This is a genomic window from Amycolatopsis sp. NPDC003861 (assembly GCF_053605405.1).
Genome location: NZ_JBSGJD010000037.1, coordinates 15,211 through 41,244 on the forward strand (window position 1 = coordinate 15,211; position 26,034 = coordinate 41,244).

Sequence of the window (26,034 nt, forward strand, 5' to 3'; positions counted from 1 at the left end):
AGCGGGTTCCTTCCGCGCCGTCAACAAGCCGCAGCGATTTCATCGCCGGGGTTCAGAAAATTCCGGAGCGACCAGGCCGGCGGCGCAAGAATTTAACGTCGCCGTCACGTTCCCGCCCCGGCACAGGCCACGACCATTGCCCGGTCCGGCCGGGAGTGGACCGGTTCGGGACGTGGTCCACCCGCCACGCACCGCCGGACGGCGCAAGCCATCCCGCCTGGTGGACCTGCGTGCACTGGCCGATCCGGACCACGCCGTCCGTCGGGTCCGACGTTTCCCGGGGACCCCCGGCGCTTATCCCGCCGGTAAAGCAGAGGGCCCGAGACGGTCGCTTCGCCGATCCGAACAAGCCGCAGCCGAATGCCTGCCGCCGACGATTTACCCGGAATTCTCACAGGCCGCGGAAGAATCGGCATAGGAATTGACGACACAGCTCCCCGCAACGCGGTGAGTCCACAGTGGATTCGCCGCCCTCCGGGATTTTCGGTGCTCACGAGACCACGAACAGGGACGTCGGAGGCCACATCCATCCCAGCCGGGGCGACCGCCGGTATTCGGGCGACCACCGGCGGTGCGCCGGGCAGGCGCGCGTGATCGAGATTTCCCGCCGCCGCGTTACAGGCTTTTCCTGAGAAGAAGCTGAAGACATTTCGCGTACTCCGGAGTAGTACTAGACAGTACGTCTAAGCTTGGACTGTTCGTCCAGACCTGGAGGTGGCGGTGGAGTACTGGTACACCGACGAGCGATCGGGGACGCGCTACCCCGGCGACCCGTTGCGCTGGCGCGGCGACGACGGTGCCCCGCTGACCGTGGCACCCCGGCCCGGCCTGCGCCCGGAGGACGTCGACACCGGCGTGCGCTCGCTCTGGCGCTACCGGGCCGCGCTGCCCGGCGACCTGCGCCCGGTGTCGCTCGGGGAAGGCTGCACCCCGCTCGTCCCCCGGGACTGGGCCGGTGCCGACGTCCGGTTCAAGCTCGAGTGGTTCAGCCCGACCGGCAGCTTCAAGGACCGCGGCTCCAGCGTCATAGTCTCCGCGCTGGCCGGCGCCGGGGTCCGGGCGCTCCTGGAGGACAGCTCCGGCAACGGCGGCTCGTCGGTGGCGGCCTACAGCGCCGCCGCCGGGATCGCGGCGACCGTGCTGGCCCCGGAGGGGACGTCACCGGCGAAGGTGCTCCAGGCTCGCGCGTACGGCGCGGCCGTCGAGCTGGTGCCGGGCACCCGCGACGACACCGCCGCCGAAGCCGTCCGCCGGTCGGGCCGCACGACCTACGCGAGCCACAACTGGCACCCGTTCTTCCTGCAGGGCACCAAGACCCTGGCCTACGAGCTGTGGGAAGACCTCGGCTTCCGCGCCCCGGACGCCGTCGTCACCGTGGCCGGCGCGGGCAGCATCGTGCTGGGCTGCGACCTCGGGTTCGGGGAGCTCCTCGAAGCCGGGTCGATCACGCGGCGCCCGCGGCTGCTGGTCGCGCAGCCGCGCAATTGCTCCCCCCTCGACGCGGCCTTCCACGACCGCCAGCCGCCGGAGTTCGCCCCGACCGTCGCCGAAGGCACGGCGATCCGCCGTCCGGTGCGGCTGCCGGAGGTCCTCGCGGCGATCCGGCGCTCGGGCGGGGACACCGCGGCGATCGGCGAGGACGCCATCGCGGCGGCCGCCCGGCGCCTGGCGGCCGTCGGCCTGTACGCGGAACCGACCAGCGCCACGGCCGCGGCGGCGATCGACGTCTTCCGCGCGCGGGGCGCCATCCGGGACGGCGAAACCACGGTCGTCGTGCTCACCGGCTCCGGCCTCAAGGCGGCCGACAAGCTGCGGGAGCTGATCGGATGACCGAGGACGAGCTGCTGCTGCGCGAGGCGGAGAAGATCGCCCACGCCGTCGGCCGGATGTTCCCGGGCCTGTGCGAGGTGGTGCTGCACGACCTGCGCGACCCGGCTCACGCGGTGCGCGCGATCGAAGGCGGCCTCTCCGGCCGCGCGGCCGGCGACCCGGCGACCGAGCTGGGCCTGGCCCGGATCGCCGACCCCGGGTTCCCGGACGTGCTGCAGAACTACCCGAACCGCTTCCCGGACGGCCGGCCCGCGAAGAGCACGTCGATCGGCCTCCGCAACTCGGACGGCGAGTACGTCGCGGCGCTGTGCCTCAACCTCGACGTCTCGCTGCTCGGCTCGGCGGCCCACGCCCTGACCCGGCTGGCCGCCACCGACGGACCGGCCCCGGTCACCGAGTCCCTGCGGGCCCGGACGAGCGAGGAGCTGCGCGCCCTGGTCGAGGACTACGCGACCGAGCGCGGCCACACGCCGCGCAGTCTCCCGGCGGCCGCCAAGAAGGACCTGGTGCGGTCACTGAAGGAGCGAGGGTTCCTGGAGCTGAAGAACGCGGTGCCGTCGCTGACCGACCTGTTGGGGATCTCGCGCGCCAGCGTCTACAACTACTTGCGCTGACGTCAGAAAATCGACCAGCCGGTCAGCGTCGTGAAGCGGTCGAGGGCGGCGACGCCGGCGACGGAGTTGCCGCGCGTGTCCAGGCCCGGGCTCCAGACGCAGACCGCGCAGCGGCCCGGCACGATCGCGACGATGCCGCCGCCCACGCCGCTCTTGCCCGGCAGGCCGACGCGGTAGGCGAATTCGCCCGCCGCGTCGTACGTGCCGCAGGTCAGCATCACCGCGTTGATCCGCTTCGCCGCGCTGAGCCCGAGCAGGCGGGAGCCGTCGTTGCGGAGGCCGTGGCGGGCCAGGAACAACGCCGAGCGGGCGACGTCCGCGCAGCTCATCGCGATCGAGCACTGGCGGACGTACTGGTCCAGCACCGACGGCACCGGGTGGCGCATGTTGCCGTAGGAGGCCATGAAGTAGGCGAGCGCACGGTTGCGGTCGGCGTGCCCCGCCTCCGAGGCCGCCACTTCGGGGTCCACGGCGATCCCGGGACGGCCGCTCTCCTGCCGGAGGAAGGCCAGCAAGGCGTCCGCCGCGTCGCCGTGGCGGGCGAGTTCGTCGGTCACCACCAGCGCGCCCGCGTTGATGAACGGATTGCGCGGAATGCCGTCCTCGTGTTCCAGCTGCACCAGCGAATTGAACGGGTCGCCGGACGGTTCCCGGCCGACGCGCGCCCACACGCCGTCGCCGTGCGAAAGCGTCAGCGCGAGGGTGAACACTTTGGACATGCTCTGCACGGAGAACGGGTGCTCCCAGTCGCCGACGCCGTGCACCGCACCGTCCACTTCGGCCACCGCCATGCCGAACCGCCCCGGCTCCACCCTGGCCAGCGCGGGAATGTAGGCCGCGACGGCGCCGCGGCCGACGTCGGTCGCGACGTCGTCGGCTATCCGGTCCAGCAGCGCCGCGAGATCCACGGGCCCGAGCGTAGAAGGCGCTCCGGAACCGGCCGCGGGCACCCCGGGTGGAACCGGGTCCGCGATCCGCGGACCGATCTTCGCGTGATGTCCGGCACACCTTAAGTCTTCCTTAGCCTGCTTGGTGAGCTGCCGCACACGGCTCTAGCGTCCGGTAACCATGGATTCCTCGCTGCTCACCGAAAAAGGTGAAAGCTACTCGAAAGCACTGGGCAACCGCCAAGTGCAGATGATCGCCATCGGCGGCGCGATCGGCGTCGGGCTCTTCCTCGGCGCCGGTGGCAAGCTCCACCAGGTCGGCCCGTCGCTGGTCTTCTCCTACGCGATCTGCGGGATCGCCGCGTACTTCGTGATGCGCGCGCTCGGCGAACTCGTCCTGCATGAGCCCAGCTCCGGCAGTTTCGTCACCTACGCGCGCAAGTTCATCGGGCCGTGGGCCGGCTTCGCCTCCGGCTGGATGTACTGGGTGAACTGGGCGATGACCGGGATCGCCGAGATCACCGCGGTCGCGATCTACGTGCACAAGTGGCTGCCGGGCGTGCCGCAGTGGATCACCGCGCTGATCGCGCTGGGCGTTCTGCTCATGGTGAACCTGCTGTCGGTCAAGGTGTTCGGCGAGCTGGAGTTCTGGTTCTCGGTGGTCAAGGTGCTGGCCATCGTCGTCTTCCTGGTCGTCGGCGCGGGCCTGGTGGTGACGAGCGCGGACATCGGCGGCACCCCGGCCGGCGCGCACAACCTGACCGGCCACAGTGGACTCTTCCCGGCCGGCATCGGCATCGCGCTGATGACGCTGCAGGCGGTCATCTTCGCCTACTCGGCGATCGAGGTCGTCGGCATCGCGGCCGGCGAGACGAAGGACGCCCGCAAGGTCCTGCCGAAGGCGATCAACGGCGTGGTCTGGCGGATCGGCGTGTTCTACGTCGGCTCGGTGCTGCTGCTGGCGATGCTGCTGCCGTGGCCGTTCTACAGCGGCGACGAGAGCCCGTTCGTGACGGTGTTCAGCCGCCTCGGCATCCCGGGCATCGGCGACGTGATGAACGCGGTGGTCCTGACCGCGGCCCTGTCCAGCGTCAACTCGGGCCTGTATTCGACGGGCCGGATCCTGCGCTCGCTGGCCGAGAAGGGCGAGGCGCCGTCGTTCGTCAGCCGGATGAGCCGCCGCCAGGTGCCCTACGGCGGGATCCTGTTCACGTCGGTCGCGTACGTGCTGGGCGTGGTGCTGAACTACCTGGTCCCGAAGGAGGCGTTCGACATCGCCATCGCGATCGCGTCCTTGGGTGTGATCAGCACCTGGGCGACGTTGATCTTCTGCCAGTTGCGCCTGCGCCAGGCCGCCCTGCGCGGCGAGCTGGAGCGCCCGGCGTACCGGATGCCGTGGGCCCCGTACAGCGGCTGGGCGACGCTGGGGTTCCTGGCCCTGGTGGTGGCCTTGATGGGCTTCTCGGACGGCGCCGAGAAGATCGCGTTTTACTCGATCCCGGTGCTCGCGGTGGTCTTGGCGGTGGGCTGGCGGTTCGTCAAGCGCCGCGAACGGACCCCGGCCGAGTGACGGAAGGGGCCGGCACGCGTGTCGACGTCCCAGACCCGCGTGCCGGCCCTTCCGAACGCGAACGCGGTGGCCGCACCTGGGCGGTCAGCCCACCGATCCGGACCTGCCGGCCGAGGCCACCCCGCGCTCGATCGCTCCCGCGAGAGCACGGAGCTGCCCCGCTCCGGCCGATGCGTCGCCGAGGACGTAGGTGGCGAATTTCGGGTCGTCGGCCACATCCACCAGCCGCAGCGCTCCGATCTGCGCCTGCAGCAGTGCGTCGATGGCCACCACCACCTCGTCGACGCTGGGAGCCAGGTCGGTCCGACGACCATCCCGGGAAATGTCGCGCGCCGAAATCGCTTCTCCGGATTCGCTCGCCTCTTCCGCCAGCTTGGCCAGCAGGAACGAAGCCACATCCAGCTCCCTCTGGCGATCGGCGATCAAGTCCTCCAAGTCCGAGAGCCCGTTCGGAACCTGGAACATCCGGCCCACCTCGCACGGCCGAAGCCCCAGCTCGACGGACACCTCGGCAAGGGTCCCCAGCCGCTCGGCATCCAGCAGGGCCCAGCTCTTCTGCGCCGCCATGTTCTTGATCGTGTCCCCGTTGAAACCCGGGCCGACGATCGCGACCAGGCTCGCACGGTGCCGGTTCTTGTGCGTCTCGATCGCCACGTCGCTGACATCGGTGTGCGTGACACTGCCGCTCGCCCGGGATTTCGCCTCGATGATCGCCGTGGACGGCGCGCCGTCCTCGTCGCGCCATCGGACGAGCACGTCGGTGTCGCCGGCGCCGCTCACCGCGCGGGCCTCGAATCCCAGCGCGAGGAAGGTGTCCCGGACCGCCTTCTCGAAGGCCCGGCCCGAACCCTCACCCCCGGCGTGCGGTTCGCGGGACAACCTGACCAAGGTTTCCCGCAGATTCGGCGACGTCCCCTCTTCGACGACCCGGCTGACTGCGACTTCCCCACCGGGTGCACCCTGCGTTGCCGGTACCTCCGCGAGAGGCAGCTCGGCAGCCAGGGCCGACCCGCGCGGCGTGGCCCGGAGACTGCCGTACCGAGATTCTTCGACGAGCCCGGTATTGAGCAGAAAGCCGGCGATCCATCTGCTCTTGTCGACGTTCAGTCCGAACAGTGCGGCTTCGGCGTACACCGCATTGCGTGTGGCGTCGTTTTCGACCGCACGGATCATCTCGCCGACGAACCGCATGTTCGCGTGGAGGATGCGGATGAAGTTCAGGTCGTCGCCGGAATCGACCCATGCCTTCGCCGCAGGCGTGGCCTCGAACACCCCACGACCGACCTCGACGAGAATTCCCGACGCGCGCATGAACGGCAACATCGATGCCACACTGCTGCGCTTCAGCTCGAACGTCTGGCAGATGAACGTGAAGAGCTCATCGCGCTCGATCCTTTCGAACGCGGCGTTGATGATGATCCTGAGGTTCTCGACCTTGTTGGGCTTCGACGGCGGACTCGGCACCCAGATGTTGTAGGTGCTCCGGGACTCGTGCGGGCGGTTCGATGCGGCGAGGTCGGCGAGCAGGGCAGCAACCTCCGCGGGAGGATCCGCGACCTCCACGACGCGTTCGGGTTCGTCGCCGAAGGCTTCCGGCGTGACGATCGTCCGTCCCTCGAGCAGAGTGCGCCCGGCCGGAGTCAGCTGCCAGCGCCGGTTGCCGCCGGCTTCGATCAAGCCGAGAACCTCTTGCCAGTCCATCCGGCTGCGCGTGTTCCCCCTGCTGCGCCAGGACTGCCCGTAGCGCGCTTGGAGCAGGTCATCGACCTCGTCCACGGTCAGCGCCCCCTCCGCGATGATGGCCAGCACCTCGGCGAAGAACCTCGTGCGGTCGGCCAGGATCACCGAAAGACGTTCCGGCGTCGGATTCGACTGCAATTCCAATCCGGTGGCGGTGAGATGGATTTTGCCCGCCGTGCTCTCCGCCAGCCGAAGGCCTCGCAAAAAGGAGTAGTACTCGCGCCAGGTGGCCGGCGTCAGTTTCGGTGCGGCACCACCTTGACGGGGCTCGATCCGACCGATGTCGAACGACAACTCCGCGTTCGTGTCGAGCTCCACCACGCGCCCGTCGCCCACTTGTTTGACGAGCTCGAGGGCAAGCGGAAGCCAAACCGCCTTGCCACCGGGAAGGGTGGGTATCGAGCTGGCCTGACCACGATAAAGGGCTCTCTGCGCCGCGAGTTGCGGAACCGCGGTGTGCGAATCGACGGACGTCATGGAAGTACTTTAGAGGTGACCGGATTCTGCCGGACGACAACGGACTTGCCGGGGACGAAGGCGTCCAACACGGGGGTCGGCCCGTCCTTCACCGCCGGGTCGGAGCGGGCATACTCGACCCCGTGTCCTCGAGCAGCACGGAACCGCGGCGGGTGACGATCCACGACGTCGCCCGCTCGGCCGGGGTCTCCCGGCAGACCGTCTCGCGCGCGCTGAACGACAAGGCCGAGATCGACGGCAGCACCAAGCAGCGGGTCCTCGACGCCGCCCGGGAGCTCGGGTACCGGCCCAGCCGGTTCGCGCGGGGGCTGGTGCGGCCGGACACCACCACCATCGGCCTCGTCGTGCCGGATCTGCTCAACCCCTTCTTCACCGAGGTGGCGAAGGGCGCCCTGGAGGCCGCGCGGGCGCGCGGCTGGCACGTCGTCGTGCACGACACCGGCGACGACCCCGACCAGGAACTCGCCACGCTGCGGGTGATCGGCACCCAGGTCGACGCCGTCACCGGTTACTTCGGCCGGGCCGACGAGGACCTCGACCGGCTCACCGCCGGGATCCCGGTTGTCCTCATCGACCGCGAGCCGCGGACGCCGCGGTTCAGCGGGGTCGTGGTCGACGGCGAGGACGGCGTCCGGGAGGCCGTTGCCCACCTCGTCTCGCGCGGGCACCGGCGGATCGGCATGCTCGACGGGCACCCCGCCCCGAGCGTCCGCCGCCGGTGGTTCCTGCGGGCCGCCGCCGGGTGCGGGGTCTCGGTGCAGCCCGGCGGGATCGCCGCCGGTGCCCAGAGCGTCGACGGCGGCGGCGCGGCGCTGGCCACCCTGCTCGCCGCGCACCCCGACGTCACCGCCCTGTTCGCCTTCAACGACGTGATGGCCATCGGCGCCCTGCGCGAGGCCCGCCGGTTCGGGCTGCGCGTGCCCGCCGACCTCGCCGTGATCGGGTTCGACGGCCTCACTCTCGGCACCTTGGTCGAGCCGGAGCTGTCGAGCGTCGCGATCGACACGCGCGCGGTCGGCGCGCTGGCCGTCGAGCAGGCGGCCCGCCTGGTCACCGGCGCGGTTCCCCTCGACCCCGCCGAACTGATCGTCCGCGCCGGCCTCCACCTGCGCGAATCCGCCTGATCCCTTGACACCCGGTGCCGTCGCGCCGCACACTGCGGGGCGGTCCGTGAACGTTCACGGGAACGTTCTCGGGCGCCTGCCGAGTGCGGAAAGGACCCCATGTCGTACCTCGAAGACCCCGGCCCGGGCCGCGGTTCCCTTCCGCCGCGCGCGGCTTTCACCTCCGACGCGCCATCGTTGTCATTGAACGGCACCTGGCGGTTCCGGCTGTCGCCGAGCCTCGCGGCCGCGCCGGCGGGGGTCGAAAGCGGGGACTTCGACGACTCGGCGTGGGACGAGCTGCCGGTCCCGTCGTTGTGGCAGCTGCACGGCCACGGGCGCCCGGCCTACACGAACGTGCCCTACCCCTTCCCGGTCGACCCGCCGCACGTGCCGTCGGACAACCCGACCGGCGACCACCGGCTGCGGTTCGACCTACCCGCGGGCTGGCCGGCCGGGTCCGCGGTGCTGCGCTTCGACGGCATCGACTCCTGCGGCCGGATCTGGCTCAACGGCACCGAACTCGGCGTCACGCAGGGCAGCAGGCTCCCCTCGGAGTTCGAGGTCGGGTCGCTGCTGCGGCCGTCCGGGAACGTCCTCGTCGTGCGCGTGCACCAGTGGTCGGCGGGCAGCTACCTCGAAGACCAGGACATGTGGTGGCTCTCGGGCATCTTCCGCGCCGTCACCCTGCTCGCCCGCCCGGCCGGCGGCATCGGCGACTACTGGGTCCGCGCGGACTACGACCACACCACCGGCCTGGGCACGGTCCGGGTCGAGACCGGCCCGGACGTCCTGCTGGACCTGCCCGAGCTGGACGTCGCCGGGCACCCGGCCGGGGACGCGCTGGAGCTGCCGGTCGAGCCGTGGAGCGCCGAGACCCCGCGGCTGTACGAAGGCACGCTGACCACCGCGGCCGAGCGGGTGCCGGTGCGCATCGGGTTCCGGACCGTCACCGTCGAGGGCGGGCAGCTCAAGGTCAACGGCCGGCCGCTGATGCTGCGCGGGGTCAACCGGCACGAGCACGACCCGCGCACCGGGCGCGTGGTCTCGCCGGAGACGGCGCTGGCCGACGTGCTGCTGATGAAGCGGCACAACGTCAACGCGGTCCGGACCAGCCACTACCCGCCCGACCCGGCGTTCCTCGAGCTGTGCGACGCGTTCGGCCTCTGGGTGATCGACGAGTGCGACCTGGAGACCCACGGCTTCGAGCTGCTCGGCTGGGCCGGCAACCCCAGCGGCGAGCCGAGGTGGGCCGAGGCGTACCTCGACCGGATGCGGCGCACGGTCGAGCGGGACAAGAACCGGCCCAGCGTGATCCTCTGGTCGCTGGGCAACGAAAGCCACACCGGCGAGAACCTCGCGCGGATGGCCGAGTGGGTCCGCCGGCGCGACCCGAGCCGGCCGATCCACTACGAAGGCGACCACGACTGCGCCTACGTCGACGTGCACAGCCGGATGTACGCCACGCACGAGGAAGTCGAGCGGATCGGCCGCCGGGACGACGACAACGCGCGCCGGCGGGACCTGCCGTTCCTGCAGTGCGAGTACGGGCACGCGATGGGCAACGGCCCGGGCGGCCTGCTGGAGTACCGCGAGCTGTTCGAGCGGTACCCGAACTGCCAGGGCGGGTTCCTCTGGGAGTGGATCGACCACGGGCTCGCCGCCGACGGGCACTTCGCCTACGGCGGGGACTTCGGCGAGCCGATCCACGACGGCAACTTCGTCATCGACGGCCTGCTCTTCCCCGACCGGACGCCGTCGCCCGGGCTGGTCGAGTTCGCGAAGGTGATCGAACCGGTGCGGATCTCGGCCGGCGATGACGGCATCGCGGTGAGCAACCACTACGACTTCGCCGACACCGGGCACCTCACGTTCACCTGGGTGCTGGAGGACGAGGGAACCGCGGTCGCCGAAGGTGTTCTCGACGTTCCGTCCGTCCGATCAGGACAGAGCACAGTGGTCCCGTTGCCCGCTCTGCCCGCGACGGGCGGTGAGGCGTGGTTGACGGTGTCCGCGTCGCTGGCCTCGGCGACGGCGTGGGCGCCGGCCGGGCACGTCGTCGGCTGGGGGCAGTTGCCGGTGTCGGCGGCCCCGGTCGCGGCGCCGCTGCCCGCGCGCGGGCCGGTGTTCCGCACCGGCGGGCGGCTGGTGCTGGGTGCCGGCGAGTTCGACCCGGCGACGGGCATCCTGTCGGCCCTCGGCGGGCACGCGGTGGCCGGCCCGCGCCTGGACGTCTGGCGCGCGACGACCGACAACGACCGCGGCACGTTCGCCGGGCGGCCCGCTGCCGACCAGTGGCGTGAGGCCGGGCTGCACCGCATGCAGCACCGCGTGATCACGGTCGACGCCGACGGCGAGGAACTGGTGGTACGCACCCGGGTCGCGCCGCCGGCCCAGCCGTTCGGGCTGTTCGCCGACTACACGTGGACGGCGTTCGACGACCGCCTCCGGCTGCGGGTCGAGGTGACCCCGGACGGGGAGTTCCCCGGCACGCTCCCCCGGCTCGGCCTGGCGATGGCCATCCCGGGCGAGTGGGGCACGGCGGAGTGGTTCGGCGGCGGCCCGGGCGAGGCGTACCCGGACAGCCGCCTGGCGGCGCGGATCGGCTGGTTTTCCAGCAGCGTCGACGGTTTGCAGACGCCGTACGTGTACCCGCAGGAGAACGGCAACCGCACGGCGGTCCGCTGGGCTCGGCTGACCACCCCGGACGGCGCGGGGCTCCGCGTGGACGGCGACCCGCTCTTCGAATTCACGGCCCGCCGCTGGACCGCGGCGGCGCTGGAGGAGGCGCGCCACACCGACGACCTGGTGCCGGACGACGTCGTGCACCTGACGCTGGACGTCGCCCAGCACGGCCTCGGGACGGCGTCGTGCGGGCCGGGGGTGCTGCCGCAGTACCGGCTGTCGCCGCAGAAGACGGAGTTCACGCTGTGGTTCCGGGCGGTGCCGGGCCGGTAGGGCTCAGCTCCGCAGCATCGGCGGGTACAGGACCTCCGCCGCACCCCGCCGGTACAGCCGAGCCGGGCGGCCACCGTCACGCGTGGTCGTCCGGCCCGTCGGCTCCAGCAACCCCTCCGCCCCGGTCACCTTCCGGTGGAAGTTGCGCGGGTCCAGCCGCGTGTCCCACACCAGTTCGTACACCCTCCGCAGCTCCGCGACCGTGAACTCCGGCGCGCAGAACGCCGTCCCCAGCGGGGAATACTCCAGTTTCGCCCGGGCCCGTTCGACGCCGTCGGCCAGGATGCGGTCGTGGTCGAACGCCAGCCGCTCGGCCCGCAGCTCCCGCACCGGTGCCCAGCGGGCCTCCGCCGCGTCCGTGCCCGCGCGCGGCACCGGCAGGTCCGGCGCCAGCGCCAGGTACGCCACCGTCACCACCCGCATCCGCGGGTCGCGGTCCGGGGCGCCGTAGCCCGCCAGCTGTTCGATGTGGACGGTCCCCGGCGCCAGCCCGGTCTCCTCCGCGAGCTCGCGGAGCGCCGCGTCCGCCAGGTCCTCGTCCTCCCGGACGAACCCGCCGGGCAGCGCCCACTCGCCGACATACGGCTCGACGCCCCGGCGTACCAGCAGGGCGCACAGCTCCTCCCCGGTCAGGGTGAGCACGACCAGATCCACGGTGACGGCGAACGGTGGGTGACCCATGCCACCCACCCTAATCGTCAGCTTGACGATTAGCCACCCGAGCCCATATCGTCACCTCGACGATAAGAGGAGGGCTTCATGGCCGACATCGACCGCCGGTTCGGGTTCCGGCACCTGCGCGGTGCCCCCACCGTGCACATCCGCCACTACCGCCGCGGCAAGCTCGCGCACGACGGCGTCGGGCTGTCGTTCTGGTACCGGCCGCTGACCGCGGTCGTCTCGGAGGTTCCGGTCGACGACCGCGAGCTGCCGCTGCTGTTCCACGCCCGCACGGCCGACTTCCAGGACGTCACCGTCCAGCTCGCCCTCACCTTCCGGATCCAGGACCCGGCACTGGCCGCCCAGCGCATCGACTTCTCCATCGACCCGGACACCGGCCGCTGGCGAAGCGATCCCCTGGCGCAGATCAGCGGGCTGCTCACGGAGAACGTGCAGCAGTACGCCGTCGAGGTGCTGACCCGCATCGACCTGGCCACCGCGCTGGTCGACGGCGTCAGCGCGGTCCGCGACCGGATCCGCGCCGGCCTGGCCGAGGAGGACACGCGGCTCGCGCAGACCGGTTCGGCGGTGATCGACGTCCGGGTCGTCGCGATCCGGGCCGAGCCGGAAGTCGAGAAGGCGCTCCAGACGACCGCGCGGGAGAAGGTGCAGCAGGAGGCCGACCGCGCGACCTTCGAACGCCGCGCCCTCGCCGTCGAACGTGAGCGCGCGATCAGCGAAAACGAGCTGCAGAACCAGATCGAGCTGGCCCGCCGCGAGGAGCAGCTGCTCGCCCAGCGCGGCGCGAACGCCCGGCGGCAGGCCGAGGAAGCCGCGGCGGCGAACCGGATCGAGACGGAGGCGCAGGCGTCGCGTGAAGAACGGCTGACGCAGGTGAAGGCCGACGGCAAGCGAGCGCTCGGCGAAGCGGAAGCGGCGGGCGAGGCGGCGCGGCTGGCGGCGTACCGCGACCTGCCCGAGGGCGTGCTGACCGGGCTGGCGCTGAAGGAGCTGGCCGGCAACCTGCCGCAGATCGAAAGCCTGGTGCTCACGCCGGACCTGCTCGCGCCGCTGCTGACGAAGCTGGGCATCCGCTCGTGAGCCTCGCCCCGCGGGTCGTGCTCGTCCACCGCCGCACCGAACTGGACGAGCTCGTCGCCCGGCACGGCACGCGCGGCCAGGCCGAGTTCTTCCTGCGCACCCGCGGCCGCGACCTCGCCGAGGTGCTCGAAGCCGACACGACCCTGCGTGCCGCGCTCGCCGCGGCCAGTGCCGCCATCCCGCTGGACTGGCGCCGCGGCGAGGTCGAACGTGCGGATCTCGACCGGTTCCTCTTCACACCCGAGGACGTCGTCGTGGTGGTCGGGCAGGACGGCCTGATCGCGAACGTGGCCAAGTACCTCGACGGCCAGCCGGTGATCGGCGTCGCGCCCGGTGCCCCCGGCGTCCTGGTCAAGCACCCGGTCGAGGCGGTCGCGGACCTGGTGCGGTCCACGGCCGACGTCGAGCACCGGACGATGGCCGAGCTCACCGCGGACGACGGCCAGCGGCTGCTCGCCCTCAACGAGATCTACCTCGGGCACGCCGGGCACCAGACGGCCCGCTACCGGCTGGGGGTCGGTGGCGGGCCGGCGGAACGCCAGGCGTCGTCGGGGATTCTGGTCGGGACGGGCACCGGGGCGACCGGCTGGTGCGGGTCGGTGTGGCGGGAACGCCGCAGCGGCCTGCCCCTGCCGGCGCCCGGCGAGGCCCGGCTGGTCTGGTTCGTGCGGGAGGCGTGGCCGTCACCGACGACCGGGACCACCCGCACCGAAGGGGAACTGACCCGGGCGCCGCTGACGGTCGAGGTCGAATCGGACCGGCTGGTCGCGTTCGGCGACGGCCTCGAAGCCGACACCGTCGCCCTCACCCGCGGCCAGACGGCGACCTTCGCCCCGGCAGCGAAGACCGTCCGCCTGGTGCGGTGACGGAACGGACGACACGCGTGCCTGGAGGGACGACACGGCGAGGGGGCGTGTCGTCCCTCCGGCGGGTCAGGTGCCGTAGCGGGCCTTGACGATCGACGGGGTGTCGAGGTTGTGGCCGGCGTCCATGCTCTGGGCCAGGCGCAGGTACTGGCCCTCGGCCCACATCAGCGGGCCCGCGCTGCCGGTCGGGCGGCCGAGGCCGAAGCAGGCGACGTCCGCGCGGTCCCAGACCTGCTCGGGCACGAAGTAGCCCTCGTTGACCGAGTCCGCCATCGACTTCAGGTACACCGCGGCCGAGCGGCCGTTGGCCAGTTCGTACTGGCCGCGCTCCCCCGACAGCACCGGCCACAGCCGGCCGAACCGCCGGCTTCCGTTCGCCGGCCAGCCGCTGCAGTTCGCGGTGCTCTCGCCGTAGTTGTCGTGCGGGTAGCGGTGGAAGTAGATGTCACCGTTGGGCAGCGTGACCTGCACCGAGGAATTGCCGTCGGAGGCGGCGGCCGTCGGGGCCACCGAGTTCGCGATCGTGGCGTCCCCGGCCGGGCGGATGCCGAGGCGGACCAGGTCGAGGAAGCCGAAGTCGGTGACGTCGTGCTCGTAGAAGCAGCCTTCGTCGAAGCAGATCGTCGCCGTGTCGTTCGGGTTTCCGGCCCGGTCGAGGCGCTCGTAGTACGTGTGGCCGCCCCAGTAGCCGGAGGTCGTCACCGTCCAGCCCGCCAGGGAATTGCGCCAGGTGTCCGCGGTGGACTCCCAGGACGTGGCGCTCGCCGGGTCGCCGTTGGCCCGGGCGATCGCGCCGGCCGCGATCAGGCCGGCGATCTCCGCGGCCACCGACGACGGCGACTTGCCGTACTGCTCCTCCCAGCGCTCGGTCGTGTCCGGGCCTGTCGCGAGGATGTGGTTGGCCGTGGTCTTGACCTTGGCGTACGTGGCGGAGTCGGTGAGTCCGGTCAGCCAGGCCAGGAGGATCGCGTCGGCGTCCTGGTCCAGTTGTTCGCAGCAGCCGAGTTGCTGGGCACTGGCGCCGCTCACCCCGGAAACCGGGCTGTAGCGTGGGAACGAGCCGGCCGGGTAGGTCGTGCCGTCGCCTGCGGTGGCGGTTCCGATCCACTGGGAGTTCCAGAGGAACTGGGCCATGCGCTTGGCCTGGGCGGTGTCGCCGGCGGCCAGCAGGCCGGTGGCCTGCTGGTAGAGGTCCCGGCCCCACACCCGGTGGTAGCCGTCGTTGAGGTGGTCCCCGTTCGTGGAGTCACCCCACGGGGTGGCCAGGCCGGCGACGCTCGCTCCCGGGTGCTGCTTGTCTTCCGCCGTCTTGAGCGCCATGGCGGCCACGTAGTAGGCGCGACGTCGTTGGGTGTCTCCCGAGACGCTCGCCGGGGCCGGTTTGAGGCCGTTGACGTACGTGTTCCAGCCGCTTCGGTAGGACGCCGAGACCGCGGTGAACCCGCTGCTCAGGGAGCCGGTGGCGTTCGACGTCGCCGCTGCCGCGGTGCTGCCGTAGCCGAGGGCGACGGTGAACGTGGTGTCCGTGCCGACCGGGAGCTGGCCGCACTGGACGACGTTGCCGTTGCCCGCGATGGTGTCGAACTGGTTGTTCAGGGTCTTGTCGGCGCGCAGGTCGGCCAGGCAGTCGCTGCCCGCTCCGGTGTAGCCGTTGTCGTGTGCCGTGAAGCCGGTGGAGGCGCGCAGGGCCGAGACGACCGTGGTGGATGTGCCGCCGAACAGGGTTTCGGTGCCGCCGGCGACCAGGCCGGTGCCGTCCCACCAGGCGTTGTCGTTCGCTCCGCCGCCCGCCATCGACGGATTGGCCAGGAGGTACAGGCGGTAGGTTCCGCCGTCGAGGGACTGGAAGCGGGTGTTCGTCAGCAGGGTGGCGCGGGCGGGGTCGGTGACGTAGTTCGTCGTGATCCGGTACTTGCCGCTCTTGGCCGTGTTGGTGATCGTGTACTGGAGGGACTTCTCGTCCGGCATGGTCACGGCGTGGTTCGTGGCGTCTCGCTCGAGGTCCACGAACGTGCTGCCGTCGGTGACGATGTACTGCATGTCCTGCATGTCGGGGACGTCCGCCCGGGGGTAGAAGACTTCCGAGGTGACGCCGTTGGCGACGGTGAACCAGACCGGGCTGGCGCTTGTCGTCGCCGTTCCGAGGGCCGACTTGTTGCCCGTGGCCCAGGAGGCTCCTCCTCCGCAGCAGTCCGTTGCCGTTCCGGCCGCCTGGGCCGGTGCCGGGAGGGCCGCGGTGAGCAGGATTGCTGCTCCTGTGCAGGCCAGGACGGCTTTCCACCTGATCATTGCGGGCCTCCGACGGCGTTGTCGATGCATATGTTGTTGGCTGCAACATATTGAGGTCTGGGGTGATGACAGGCAATGTCCGGTCGTTCTGTATCGATCCAGGATTAGGTCATACGGAGTAGGTCCGCAACCCCGAAGCCTGGGTTGGCGGGTGGTTGCTCTATGCGTCTGCGATGCGGTCCAGCCACTCGGCCAGGAGGGTTCGCTCGGCTTCCGTCAGTGCCGTTGTGCCCTCCAGCCCTGCCCTCAGCGCGATCGCTCGCTCGGGGAGGTTCGAGTCCTTGGGCTGCTCGGTTCCGGTCAGGATTCGGGTCAAGACCGTCTCACGTGCCGTTGTCGAGAGCTCTGGGTCTCGCTGATCTTCCGGCGTGGCGATCTGGGTCAGGACCACGCCCATTCCTGCCGCGTGGGTCAGGCGGGCCGCCCTCTCCACGCTCACCCTGAGCCTCCCTGCCTCCGCTACGCGCTCGACGATGCTTCGCAACATCGCCTCCGCTTCGCGCGCCGCCGGGGACGTTCGGCCCGGGCGTGCGTCGCCGTACATCAGGACGTAGAACTCCGGGCGGGACAAGCCGAACTCGATGTGCAAGTCCCAGCCTCGCCTCAGGTCCTCCACCGGGTCGCCCGTCGAACCCAGCTTGCGCTTGCTCTTGAGGTACTCGTCGAAGCCGTACGCCGCCACCGCGTCCAGCAGGCCGTCCTTGTCGCCGAACAGGCGGTACAGCGCCGGGGGCTGGACGCCCGCCGCCGCGCTCACCGCCCGGGTCGACAACCCGTCGCGCCCCTCGGCCGCGAGCAGTGCCGCCGCCGCCTGGAGGATTCGCTCGCGGGTGTCCAGCGCCGTCTTCGTTGCCATGGTTTCGATGGTAACAAATCTTCGGTAGCACCTGTTCGGTGTCGCGGGCGATCACCTCGACAGCGAGAAGTAGCCGGCCGCCACCCGGTGGGCCAGACGGCGCAGCAGCGGGGCCGCCTCCGCCATGCAGCGCGCCGGGTCCGGCTCCAGGTCCGTCAACGCGTACGCGGCCGAGATACCCGCCTCCTTCAGCTGCACCGAAGACAGCCGACAGCGGCCGGAGACCGCGACGCACGGGATGCCCCTGGCCGCCGCGGCTGCCGCCACTCCGGCCGGGGCCTTGCCGGACAACGTCTGCTCGTCCAGGGATCCCTCGCCGGTGATGACCAGGGAAGCTCCGGTCAGGGCCGCGTCGAAGCCGAGCAGGTCCAGGAGCAGCTCGATGCCGGGCCGCACGCGGGCGCCCAGGACCGCCATGGCCGCGAAGCCCACTCCGCCGGCCGCTCCGGCTCCCGGGCGCTCGGCGAACTCGGGTCCGGCGATCGAGGCCCAGTGCCGCAAGGCGGCATCGAGGGTCTCGACGTCGTCGGGGGACGCTCCCTTCTGGGGTCCGTAGACGGCCGCGGCCCCGCGTGGCCCGCAGAGCGGGTTGTCCACGTCGCTCGCCAGCTCGATGTCCACTTCGGACATTCCCGTCACGTCCAGTGAGGCGAGCCGGGACAGGGCCGCACCACCGGAGGGGAGTTCGCGCCCGGCCGCGTCCAGGAGCCGGGCGCCCAGTGCGGTCAGCAGGCCCGCGCCGCCGTCGGTGCCCGCGCTGCCGCCGACGCCGAGGACGATCCGGCGGCAGCCCGCCCGGACCGCCGCCGCGATCACGTCGCCGGTTCCCGCGCTGGTCGCGGTGAGCGGGGCCGGGGCGCCCGGCAGCCGGTGCAGCCCGGACGCCTCGGCCAGCTCGACGATCGCCGTGTCGCCGCGGACGGCGTAGGACGCGGTCACCGGAAGGCCGGTGGGGCCGCGGGCGGGGACCCGCACGCGCCGGTACCCGGCGGCGACGGCCGCGTCGACCGTGCCCTCGCCGCCGTCGGCCACCGGGAGGGTGGTGACCGCCGCCGTGGGGTCGACGTCGGCGAGACCGGCCGCCACCGCCGACGCCACCTCCCCCGCGGTCAGCGACCCCTTGAACTTGTCCGGCGCGATCAGGACCTTCACGCGCTCGCCTTGAACGCCCGCCAGTCGCCGATCTCGGTGATGTCGCGCAGGGCGACGTGCGAGGTGTACGGCCGCCGCAGCAGCATCGCGAACGCCGAACTCCCGTCCGCCAGCTCCACCACCCCCAGCTCCAACTCGTGCGGCTCGGACGGCAGCACCCGGTCCCGCAGGTCGTCCAGCGAGACGTCGTAGACCTCGCCGGTCACCTCGGCGCCGCCGTGGGAAACCGGGTACAGCGCCGGGCACTGGTCGCCGACCGCGTAGAACCGGTACTTGGCCGCGGTCCGCGCGCCGCCCACGAACGGCGATCCTTCGAGCAGGTGGTGCAGTGGCTCGCCGCGCATGGCGCCGCCGTTGAAGAACATCAGGGCCACGAGGGAACTCCTTTACCGGAAGAGGGCTTCGACGCCGTCGACGGCGAAGTACACCGCGAACACCAGGGCCAGCAGGGTGAGCAGCCAGCCGGCTTCGCGCCACTTGCCCCGGCCGATCTTGATCAGCACGAAGGCGATCAGGCCGGCGCCGACGCCGTTGGTGATCGAGTAGGTGAACGGGATCAGGGCCGCGGTCAGGAACACCGGGATCGTGTAGTCCGGGTCGTGCCACGGGATGGTCCGGCACTGCGCGACCATCATGCCGCCGATGACCACCAGCGCGGGCGCCGCGGCCTGGGCCGGGACGACCCCGGCCAGCGGCGTGAACAGCAGGGTGCCGGCGAACAGCAGGCCGGTGACGACGCTGGCCAGCCCGGTCCGCGCGCCCTCGCCGACGCCGGCCGCCGATTCGAGGAACACCGTGTTCGGCGACGAGCCGGTGACGCCGCCCGCGATCGCGCCCGCGCCGTCGACCAGCAGGATGCGGCCCATCCGCGGGACTTTCCCGTTCTTCGACAGCCCGGCTTCGTCGGAGACGCTGGTGATCGTGCCCATGGCGTCGAAGAAGCCCGACAGCACCAGGGTGAACAGGAAGACCGTCGCCGCGAGCGCGCCTGCCGAGGCGAAGCCGCCGAAGAGGTCGATGTGGCCGAAGAGCCCGAAGTCCGGGGCGGCGAGGACGTGGTCGGGCAGTTCCGGGGTCGTGAGCCCCCAGCCGCCGACGCCGAAGCCCTGGTGCAGCACGACGGCGAGCACGGTGGCCACCCCGATGCTGATCAGCACCGCGCCCGGGACCTTCCGGGCCATCAGCACGATCATCAGCAGCAGGCCGAAGCAGAAGACGACGATCGGCCAGCCGTGCAGGTGCCCGCTCGCCCCGAGCCGCACCGGGACCGTGGTCTGCGCCGAGTCCGGGACCCGGGTCACGAACCCGGCGCTGACCAGGCCGACCAGGGCGATGTAGAGCCCGATCCCGACGGTGATCGCCATCTTGAGCGGCCGCGGGATGGCGTTCATGATCCGTTCGCGGACCCCGCTGACGGCCATCAGCACGATGCAGACGCCTTCGAGCACGACCAGGCCGAACGCCTGCGCCCAGGTCATCTCCGGGGCCATCTGGAAGGCGACGATGCCGTTGATGCCCAGGCCGGCGGCCAGCGCGAGGGGCGCGTTGCCGACGAGTCCCATGAGGACGGTCATCACGGCGGCGGCCAGCGCGGTCGCCGTGGTCACCTGCGCGGCCGAGAGCCGGGCGCCGGTGATGTCGGCGGAGGCGCCGAGGATGAGCGGGTTGAGCAGCACGATGTAGGCCATCGCGACGAACGTGGTGACGCCGCCGCGGACTTCGCGGCCGATGGTGCTCTGCCGGGCCCGCAATTCGAAGAGCTTGTCGAGCAGCGAGCGGCGTTGCGGAGGTACTTCGTCGACCACGGGGGTGGGGACTTCAAGCTGGGTCATGCGTCCTGCCCTTGCCGGTGGGGGGTGCTCGGCCAGGCCAAGGCACAGCGCCGTGCCTGGGCGAGCGGGACGTTCGATTCGGTGGTGCTCCGGTCAGCTGCTGACTTCGTGGGTCAGTAGTCGGTGCGGTCGGCCTTGTCGAGCCAGGCCGCGAAGGGGGCGAAGCCGTCCTTTGCGGACAGCCGGGTCACGGGGACCGTCCACGTCTCGCGCGGGCGGTCGAAGAGTTCGTAGAAGGCGCGGTCGTCGAAGCCGGCCTTGGCCGCGTCGTCGCGGTCGGCGGCGAAGAGGACCTTGTCCACCCGCGCCCACAGCGCCGAGGACAGGCACATCGGGCACGGCTCGCAGCTGGAGACGAGTACGCAGCCGTCGAGCTTGAACGTGCCGAGTGCCTGGCAGGCCGCGCGGATCGCGACGACTTCGGCGTGCGCGGTCGGGTCCAGGTTCGCCGTGACGCGGTTGACGCCGGTCGCGACGACCTCGCCGTCCTTGACGATCAGCGCGCCGAAGGGGCCGCCGCCGTTCGCGACGTTGGTCTCCGCGATGCGGACGGCTTCGTCGAGCCATTCGGTTTCGACGGAAAAGGACACGGTCATCTCAGACTCCGGTGATGTGTTCGGGGCGGATCGGGACGCGCGGCAGCTCGAGGCCGGTGGCCGCGCGGATGGCGTTGGCGATCGCCGGCGTGGCCGAGATCGTGGGGGGTTCGCCGACGCCGCGGACGCCGTAGGGCGCGTGCGGGTCGGGGCGCTCGAGGACGTCGACGCGCATCGGCGGCATGTCGAGGATGGTCGGGATGAGGTAGTCGGTGAACGATGGGTTCCGCACTTTGCCGTCCTTGACCAGGATCTCCTCCATCACGGCGAGGCCGAGGCCCTGGGCCGAGCCGCCCTGGATCTGCGCGACGACGGCGTCGGGGTTCATCGCCTTGCCGACGTCCTGGGCGCAGTCGAGCTGGACGACCTTGACCAGGCCGAGGTCCAGGTCGACGTCGACCACCGCGCGGTGGGCGGAGAAGCCGTACTGGACGTGGGCGTCGCCCTGGCCCGTCTCGGGATCCAGGGGGTAGGTCGGCCGGTGGTGGAACTCGCGGGTCTCCTCGATCGCGCTGTCCCCCAGTAGCTCGGCCAGATCCGCGACGACCTCGCCGTCGGCCGCGACGACCTTCCCGCCGGTCAGCGACATGCCTTCGGCCGGCACCCCGAGCCGCTCGCAGACGGCTTCGGCGACGGCGCGGCAGGCGTTGCGGACCGCGCCACCGGTGACGTAGGTCTGCCGCGACGCCGAGCTGGAGCCGGCGTCGCCGACGCTCGTGTCGGCCGGGTGCACGCTCACCCGCGTCACGCCCAGCTCGGTGCGGGCGATCTGCTGCTGCAGCGTCACCAGCCCCTGCCCGACTTCCGCGGCGGCGGTGTGCACCATGGCCACCGCCTCCCCGCCGAGCACCTCGAGCCGGACGCGGGCGGTCGAGTAGTCGTCGAGGCCTTCGGCGTAGGAGATGTTCTTGATCGTCACGCCGTAGCCGACCCCGCGGACCACGCCTTCGCCGTGGGTGGTGTTCGACGCCCCGCCCGGGAGGTCGCGGATGTCCCGGGCGCCGGTGGGCACGGGCGGCAGCGGCAGGTCGCGGACCCGCTGGACGAGTTCCGCCACCGGCGCCGGGAAGTCGACCACCTGTCCGGTGACCACAGTGGACCCTTCGCTCAGCGCGTTGCGGATCCGCAGTTCCGCCGGGTCCAGGCCCAGAGCGGCCGCCAGTTTGTCCATTTGGGACTCGTAGGCGTACGTCGGCTGCACCGCGCCGAGGCCGCGCATCGCCCCGCAGGTCGGGTTGTTCGTGTAGACGCCCCAGCCCTCGATGTGCGCGTTCGGGACGTCGTAGGGGCCGACGCTGAGCGTGGTGCCGTTGCCGACCACGACCGGCGTCTTGGACGCGTACGCGCCGCCGTCGAAGTACAGCTTCGCCCGGACGTAGACGAGCTTCCCGTCGCGGGTGGCGCCGTGCTCGTAGTACATCTTCGCCGGGTGGCGGTGGACGTGCCCGAAGAACGACTCCAGCCGGTTGTAGCTCATCTTGACCGGACGGCCGGTGCGCAGGGCCAGCATGCAGGAATGGATCTGCATCGACAGGTCCTCACGGCCGCCGAAGGCGCCACCGACCCCGGACAGCGTCAGCCGCACCTTCTCCAGGGGCAGGCCGAGGGCCTTCGCCGTCTGGCGCTGGTCGACGTGCAGCCACTGGGTGGCCAGGTAGAGGTCGACGCCACCGTCCTCGGCGGGCACCGCGAGGCCGGACTCCGGGCCGAGGAACGCCTGGTCCTGCATCCCGATCTCGTAGACGCCGGACACCACGACGTCCGCGGTCGCGGCCGGGTCGCCCTTGACGATCCGCTGGTGGCGGACCAGGTTCCCGCCCGGGTGCAGCTTCGGCAGGGTGTCGTCGTGCGCGGCCCGCTCGGGGTCGGTGACCGGTTCGAGGACGTCGTACTCGACGACGATCTCCTTGAGCGCCTGCCGCGCGATCTCCGGGTGGTCGGCCGCCAGGATCGCGACCGGCTCGCCCTGGTAGCGCACCAGGTCGGCGGCCAGCGCCGGGGTGTCCTGGAACTTGAGGCCGTAGACGTTCTCCCCCGGGACGTCCTCGTGCGTCAGCACCGCGTGCACCCCCGGCTGGGCGAGCGCGCGGGAGACGTCGAGGCGGACGATCCGGGCGTGCGGGTGCGGGCTGCGCAGGGTCGCGCCCCACAGCATGTCCTCGTGCCACAGGTCCGAGGAGTAGGCGAACTCGCCGCGCACCTTGAGCGTGCCGTCCGGGCGCAGCGGGCTCTCGCCGATGCCGCCGGCGATCGTGTCGTGCAGCTCCTGCGGGGAGCGGACCGGCGCGCTCATCGGACGGCCTTGCGCGCGGCGGCGTCGCGGACGGCGTCGAGGATCTTCTCGTAGCCCGTACAGCGGCAGAGGTTGCCCGCCAGGGCCTCGCGGATCTCGACGTCGGACGGCTCGGGGTTCCGCTCGATCAGGTCGTGGGCGGCCACCAGCAGGCCGGGCGTGCAGAAGCCGCACTGGACCGCGCCGCGCTCGACGAACGCCTCCTGCACCGGGTCCAGGGCTTCCCCGTCGGCCAGGCCTTCGACCGTGACCACCTCGCGGCCCTCGGCCTGCCCGGCCGCGACCAGGCAGGCACACGCCGGGACGCCGTCGAGGTAGACCGTGCACGAACCGCATTCGCCCTGCTCGCAGGCGTTCTTCGAGCCGGGCAGCCCGAGCCGCTCGCGCAGCAGGTAAAGCAGGCTCTCGCCCTCCCAGACGTTGTCCGCCCGGCGGGGTTCGCCGTTGACGGTGACGTTCACGCGCACTTCGCGCTCCCTCCGCAGTATTCGGTCCAGGCCCAGGTCAGCGTCCTTCGCGCCATGACGCTCAGCGCGTGGCGCCGGTAGGCCGCGCTCCCCCGGACGTCGTCGATCGGCGACGCGGCCGCCGCGACCAGGTCGCCGAAGCGGCGTTTCACCGAGTCGGCGATCGGCTTCGGCGCGTCCCAGTCCAGCTCGGCGGCCAGGAAATCCTCGGCGTCGAAGGCCCGCCGCGGGGTCGGCGCGGCCGAGCCGACGCCGGTGCCGACCCGGCGTTGTTCCGGGTGCAACGCCAGGCCGAAGGCGGCGACGGCGATGACCATGGCGTTGCGGGTGCCGATCTTGCTGAACTGCTGCGGCCCGGTGGCCGGTGCGAGCAGCACCGCGGTGATCAGCTCGTCCGGCTCCAGCACGTTCTTCTTGACCCCGACGTAGAAGTCCTTCGCCGCGACGATCCGCGTTCCGCGGACGGAGGCGATCTCGACCTCGGCGTCCGCGGCCAGCAGGGCCGGGTGCGCGTCGCCCGCGGGCGAGGCCGCGCCGAGGTTGCCGCCCACCGAACCGCGGTTGCGGATCTGCGGCGAGCCGACCGTCCGCGCGGCCATGGCCAGGCCGGGCAGCCGCGGGCCGAGCTCGGTGATGACCCGGGTGTAGGGCACGGCCGCGCCGATCCGGATCCGGCCGCCGTCGGTGCCGTGCTCGTGCAGTTCGGGCACGCGCCCGAGGTCGAGGAGCGACTCCGGACGGCGGTGGTCGAAGTTCAGTTCGACCAGCACGTCCGTGCCGCCGGCGAGCGGGACCGCACCGGGGTTCGCGGCCTTCGCGGCGAGCGCGGCGGCCAGCGAGTCGGGTCGGAGGAATTCCACTGTGGACGTCCTTTCGGAGCTGCTTCGGCAAGAAGTACACACGCTCCCGCGTGGCCCCGACCACGGCAAAACCCCTGAAAGACGGGTGAATTTCCGGCCCGCGTTTGTACTTTCCTCCAACGGCCTGATCGCGGGCACGCCAAGGCCGCCGCACGAGGTCGGGACTCGTGCGGCGGCCGTGGTCACGCGGGTGTTACGCGGGCTCGAACTCCTTCACCGCGTCGAGGGCGGCGCCCATCGCGGCGTTGCCCTCGCGCTCGATCATGATCTCCACCAGGACCGGGCGGCTGGTCCGCTCGGCTTCCTTGCGCGCCCATTCCAGGGACGTCCGGATCTCCCCCGGCTCGTGCACGCGGGTGCCGGAGCAGCCGTAGGCCTCCATGATCTTCACGTTGTCCGTGCCGATCGAGTCGTAGTGGATGTCGACCTCGAAGTTCATCTCGTAGCCGGTCTCGGCCTGGCGGATGAGCCCGAGGTACTCGTTGTTCAGCATGATCAGCACGAACCCGACGTCGTACTGGGCGGCCACCGCCAGCTCCTCGACCAGGAACTGGAACGAGTAGTCGCCGACCACGCCGACGACCTCCGCCTCCGGCTTGGCCTTCTTGACGCCGATCGCCGCCGGGATCTCCCAGCCGAGCGGGCCGGCCTGGCCGCACACCTGGTAGTGGCGCGGCTGGTGCGCCTTCTGGAACTGGCCCGACCAGATCTGGTACAGCCCGATCGCGGTGACGAAATAGGTGTCTTCGCCGAAGGTCTCGTTGATCTCCTTGAACACGCGCGGCGCCTTGATCGGCAGGCTGTCGAAGTCGTCGCGCCGGGGCAGGGCCTCCTTCAGCTCGCCGATCCGGGCGACCCACTCGCGCCGCGGCGGCGTTTCCCGCTTGTCCAGGGCCGCCAGCAGCGCGTCGAGGAACTCCCGCGTGTCCGAGACGATCCCGAGGTCGGGGCCGAACACCTTGCCCAGCTGGGTGGGTTCGATGTCGACGTGGATGAACTTCCGGTCGCCGCGGTAGACCGACAGCTCGCCGGTGTGCCGATCGCCGAACCGCGCGCCCAGCGCGAGCACCAGGTCCGACTCCAGGAAGGCCGCGTTGGCCCAGCGCTGCGACGTCTGGATGCCCGCCATCCCGGCGAACAGCTCGTGGTCCTCGGGGAAGCTGCCCTTGCCCATCAACGTCACCTGCACCGGGACGTCGAGCCGCTCGGCCGCGGCCCGCAGCCGCTCGCTCGCCTCCCCGAGGACGACCCCGCCACCGGCCAGGATCAGCGGGCGCTCGGCGGCCAGCAGCAGGTCCAGCGCCCGTTCCACCCGGGCGGGCGCCGGCGTCACCCGGGTCACCGGCAGCGGCGAGTCGATCGAGGAGTCCCATTCGATGTCCTGCTTCTGGACGTCGATGGGCAGGTCGATGAGCACCGGGCCGGGGCGGCCCGAACGGGCGATCCGGAACGCCTCGCGGAAGATCCACGGCAGCTGCGCGGCCTCCTTGACCTGCACCGCCCACTTCGTCACCGGCTTGGCGATCTCGACGATGTCGACGGCCTGGAACGCCTCCTGGTGCAGCTTGGCCGTGGCGGCCTGGCCGGTGATGCAGATGATCGGGATCGAGTCCGCGTGCGCGGTGTAGAGCCCGGTGATCATGTTCGTCCCGGCCGGGCCGGACGTGCCGATCGCGACGCCGACGTTGCCGTTCGTCCTGGCCCAGCCGTCGGCCATGTGCGTCGCGCCCTCTTCGTGGCGGACGATCAGGTGCTCGATCGGCCGGCCTTGCAGGGCGTTATACAGCGGGAGGATGGCTGCGCCGGGGCAGCCGAAGACGGTGTCGACGCCTTCGCTCTCCAGGACGTCGACGACCGCCTGCATCGCGGGGATCCGGGGCATG

General features: G+C 71.5%; 20 protein-coding genes. 7 read left to right on the forward strand and 13 right to left on the reverse strand.

The features are described from left to right. Positions 1-720: 720 nt before the first annotated feature. Positions 721-1,830: a threonine synthase gene (locus ACWEVN_RS12530; RefSeq protein WP_452051291.1), complete on the forward strand. Its 1,110-nt coding sequence runs from the start codon at positions 721-723 to the stop codon at positions 1,828-1,830. After that, positions 1,827-2,444, forward strand: a complete 618-nt coding sequence (locus ACWEVN_RS12535) for a helix-turn-helix transcriptional regulator (protein WP_449682492.1) — start codon at positions 1,827-1,829, stop codon at positions 2,442-2,444. Before ACWEVN_RS12530 ends, ACWEVN_RS12535 begins: the two co-directional genes overlap by 4 nt. A 2-nt stretch (positions 2,445-2,446) precedes the next feature. On the opposite strand, the gene ACWEVN_RS12540 is transcribed toward ACWEVN_RS12535, so the two are convergent. Further along, on the reverse strand, positions 2,447-3,352 hold the full coding sequence (locus ACWEVN_RS12540; protein WP_452051292.1) for a glutaminase: 906 nt from the start codon (positions 3,350-3,352) through the stop codon (positions 2,447-2,449). 160 nt (positions 3,353-3,512) lie between these two features. Here ACWEVN_RS12540 and ACWEVN_RS12545 point away from each other — a divergent pair, with 160 nt between their 5' ends. Then, entirely contained in the window at positions 3,513-4,901 is a 1,389-nt protein-coding gene (locus tag ACWEVN_RS12545) for an amino acid permease (RefSeq protein WP_449682494.1), read from the forward strand. A gap of 84 nt (positions 4,902-4,985) precedes the next feature. Here the strand turns inward: ACWEVN_RS12545 and ACWEVN_RS12550 are convergent, their stop codons facing one another. Then, positions 4,986-7,118, reverse strand: coding sequence for a restriction endonuclease (locus ACWEVN_RS12550; protein ID WP_452051293.1), 2,133 nt, complete (start codon positions 7,116-7,118; stop codon positions 4,986-4,988). Between the two features lie 122 nt (positions 7,119-7,240). Here ACWEVN_RS12550 and ACWEVN_RS12555 point away from each other — a divergent pair, with 122 nt between their 5' ends. Together ACWEVN_RS12555 and ACWEVN_RS12560 are read left to right on the forward strand one after the other, a co-directional pair. Further along, entirely contained in the window at positions 7,241-8,242 is a 1,002-nt protein-coding gene (locus ACWEVN_RS12555; protein WP_452051294.1) for a LacI family DNA-binding transcriptional regulator, read from the forward strand. A gap of 99 nt (positions 8,243-8,341) precedes the next feature. Further along, positions 8,342-11,179, forward strand: coding sequence for a glycoside hydrolase family 2 TIM barrel-domain containing protein (locus tag ACWEVN_RS12560; protein ID WP_452051295.1), 2,838 nt, complete (start codon positions 8,342-8,344; stop codon positions 11,177-11,179). 3 nt (positions 11,180-11,182) lie between these two features. On the opposite strand, the gene ACWEVN_RS12565 is transcribed toward ACWEVN_RS12560, so the two are convergent. Continuing rightward, positions 11,183-11,860, reverse strand: coding sequence for an NUDIX hydrolase (locus ACWEVN_RS12565; RefSeq protein ID WP_452051296.1), 678 nt, complete (start codon positions 11,858-11,860; stop codon positions 11,183-11,185). A gap of 78 nt (positions 11,861-11,938) precedes the next feature. On the opposite strand from ACWEVN_RS12565, the gene ACWEVN_RS12570 reads away from it, so the two are divergent. After that, positions 11,939-12,940, forward strand: a complete 1,002-nt coding sequence (locus ACWEVN_RS12570) for an SPFH domain-containing protein (protein ID WP_449682499.1) — start codon at positions 11,939-11,941, stop codon at positions 12,938-12,940. After that, positions 12,937-13,806 (forward strand): hypothetical protein, encoded by an 870-nt coding sequence (locus ACWEVN_RS12575; RefSeq protein WP_452051297.1) that lies wholly within the window; start codon positions 12,937-12,939, stop codon positions 13,804-13,806. The genes ACWEVN_RS12570 and ACWEVN_RS12575 overlap by 4 nt, the downstream gene beginning before the upstream one ends. Positions 13,807-13,872: 66 nt before the next feature. Here ACWEVN_RS12575 and ACWEVN_RS12580 read toward each other — a convergent pair whose 3' ends face one another. The 10 genes from ACWEVN_RS12580 to gcl all read right to left on the reverse strand — a co-directional run bounded on the left by ACWEVN_RS12580 (position 13,873) and on the right by gcl (position 26,033). Continuing rightward, entirely contained in the window at positions 13,873-16,095 is a 2,223-nt protein-coding gene (locus ACWEVN_RS12580; protein WP_452051298.1) for a glycoside hydrolase family 15 protein, read from the reverse strand. 160 nt (positions 16,096-16,255) lie between these two features. Further along, the gene (locus ACWEVN_RS12585) at positions 16,256-16,951 is read right to left on the reverse strand and encodes a TetR/AcrR family transcriptional regulator (protein WP_452051299.1); all 696 of its coding nucleotides are present in this window, start codon (positions 16,949-16,951) and stop codon (positions 16,256-16,258) included. A 51-nt stretch (positions 16,952-17,002) separates the two neighbouring features. Then, positions 17,003-18,103, reverse strand: coding sequence for a glycerate kinase (locus ACWEVN_RS12590; RefSeq protein WP_452051300.1), 1,101 nt, complete (start codon positions 18,101-18,103; stop codon positions 17,003-17,005). After that, entirely contained in the window at positions 18,100-18,477 is a 378-nt protein-coding gene (locus ACWEVN_RS12595; protein ID WP_449682504.1) for an allophanate hydrolase-related protein, read from the reverse strand. The genes ACWEVN_RS12590 and ACWEVN_RS12595 overlap by 4 nt, the downstream gene beginning before the upstream one ends. A 12-nt stretch (positions 18,478-18,489) precedes the next feature. Beyond that, positions 18,490-19,935, reverse strand: a complete 1,446-nt coding sequence (locus ACWEVN_RS12600) for an NCS2 family permease (RefSeq protein WP_452051301.1) — start codon at positions 19,933-19,935, stop codon at positions 18,490-18,492. 113 nt (positions 19,936-20,048) lie between these two features. Beyond that, positions 20,049-20,531 carry a nucleoside deaminase gene (locus ACWEVN_RS12605; RefSeq protein WP_452051302.1) on the reverse strand — a complete coding sequence of 161 codons (483 nt, stop codon included), beginning with the start codon at positions 20,529-20,531 and terminating at the stop codon, positions 20,049-20,051. Position 20,532: 1 nt separating this feature from the next. Further along, positions 20,533-22,824, reverse strand: a complete 2,292-nt coding sequence (gene pucD / locus ACWEVN_RS12610) for a xanthine dehydrogenase subunit D (protein WP_452051303.1) — start codon at positions 22,822-22,824, stop codon at positions 20,533-20,535. After that, positions 22,821-23,291, reverse strand: a complete 471-nt coding sequence (locus ACWEVN_RS12615) for a (2Fe-2S)-binding protein (protein ID WP_449682508.1) — start codon at positions 23,289-23,291, stop codon at positions 22,821-22,823. Before ACWEVN_RS12615 ends, pucD begins: the two co-directional genes overlap by 4 nt. Next, positions 23,282-24,151: an FAD binding domain-containing protein gene (locus ACWEVN_RS12620; protein WP_452051304.1), complete on the reverse strand. Its 870-nt coding sequence runs from the start codon at positions 24,149-24,151 to the stop codon at positions 23,282-23,284. The genes ACWEVN_RS12615 and ACWEVN_RS12620 overlap by 10 nt, the downstream gene beginning before the upstream one ends. Before the next feature lie 193 nt (positions 24,152-24,344). Beyond that, positions 24,345-26,033 (reverse strand): glyoxylate carboligase, encoded by a 1,689-nt coding sequence (gene gcl, locus ACWEVN_RS12625; protein ID WP_449682510.1) that lies wholly within the window; start codon positions 26,031-26,033, stop codon positions 24,345-24,347. Between the last annotated feature and the right edge of the window lies 1 nt (position 26,034).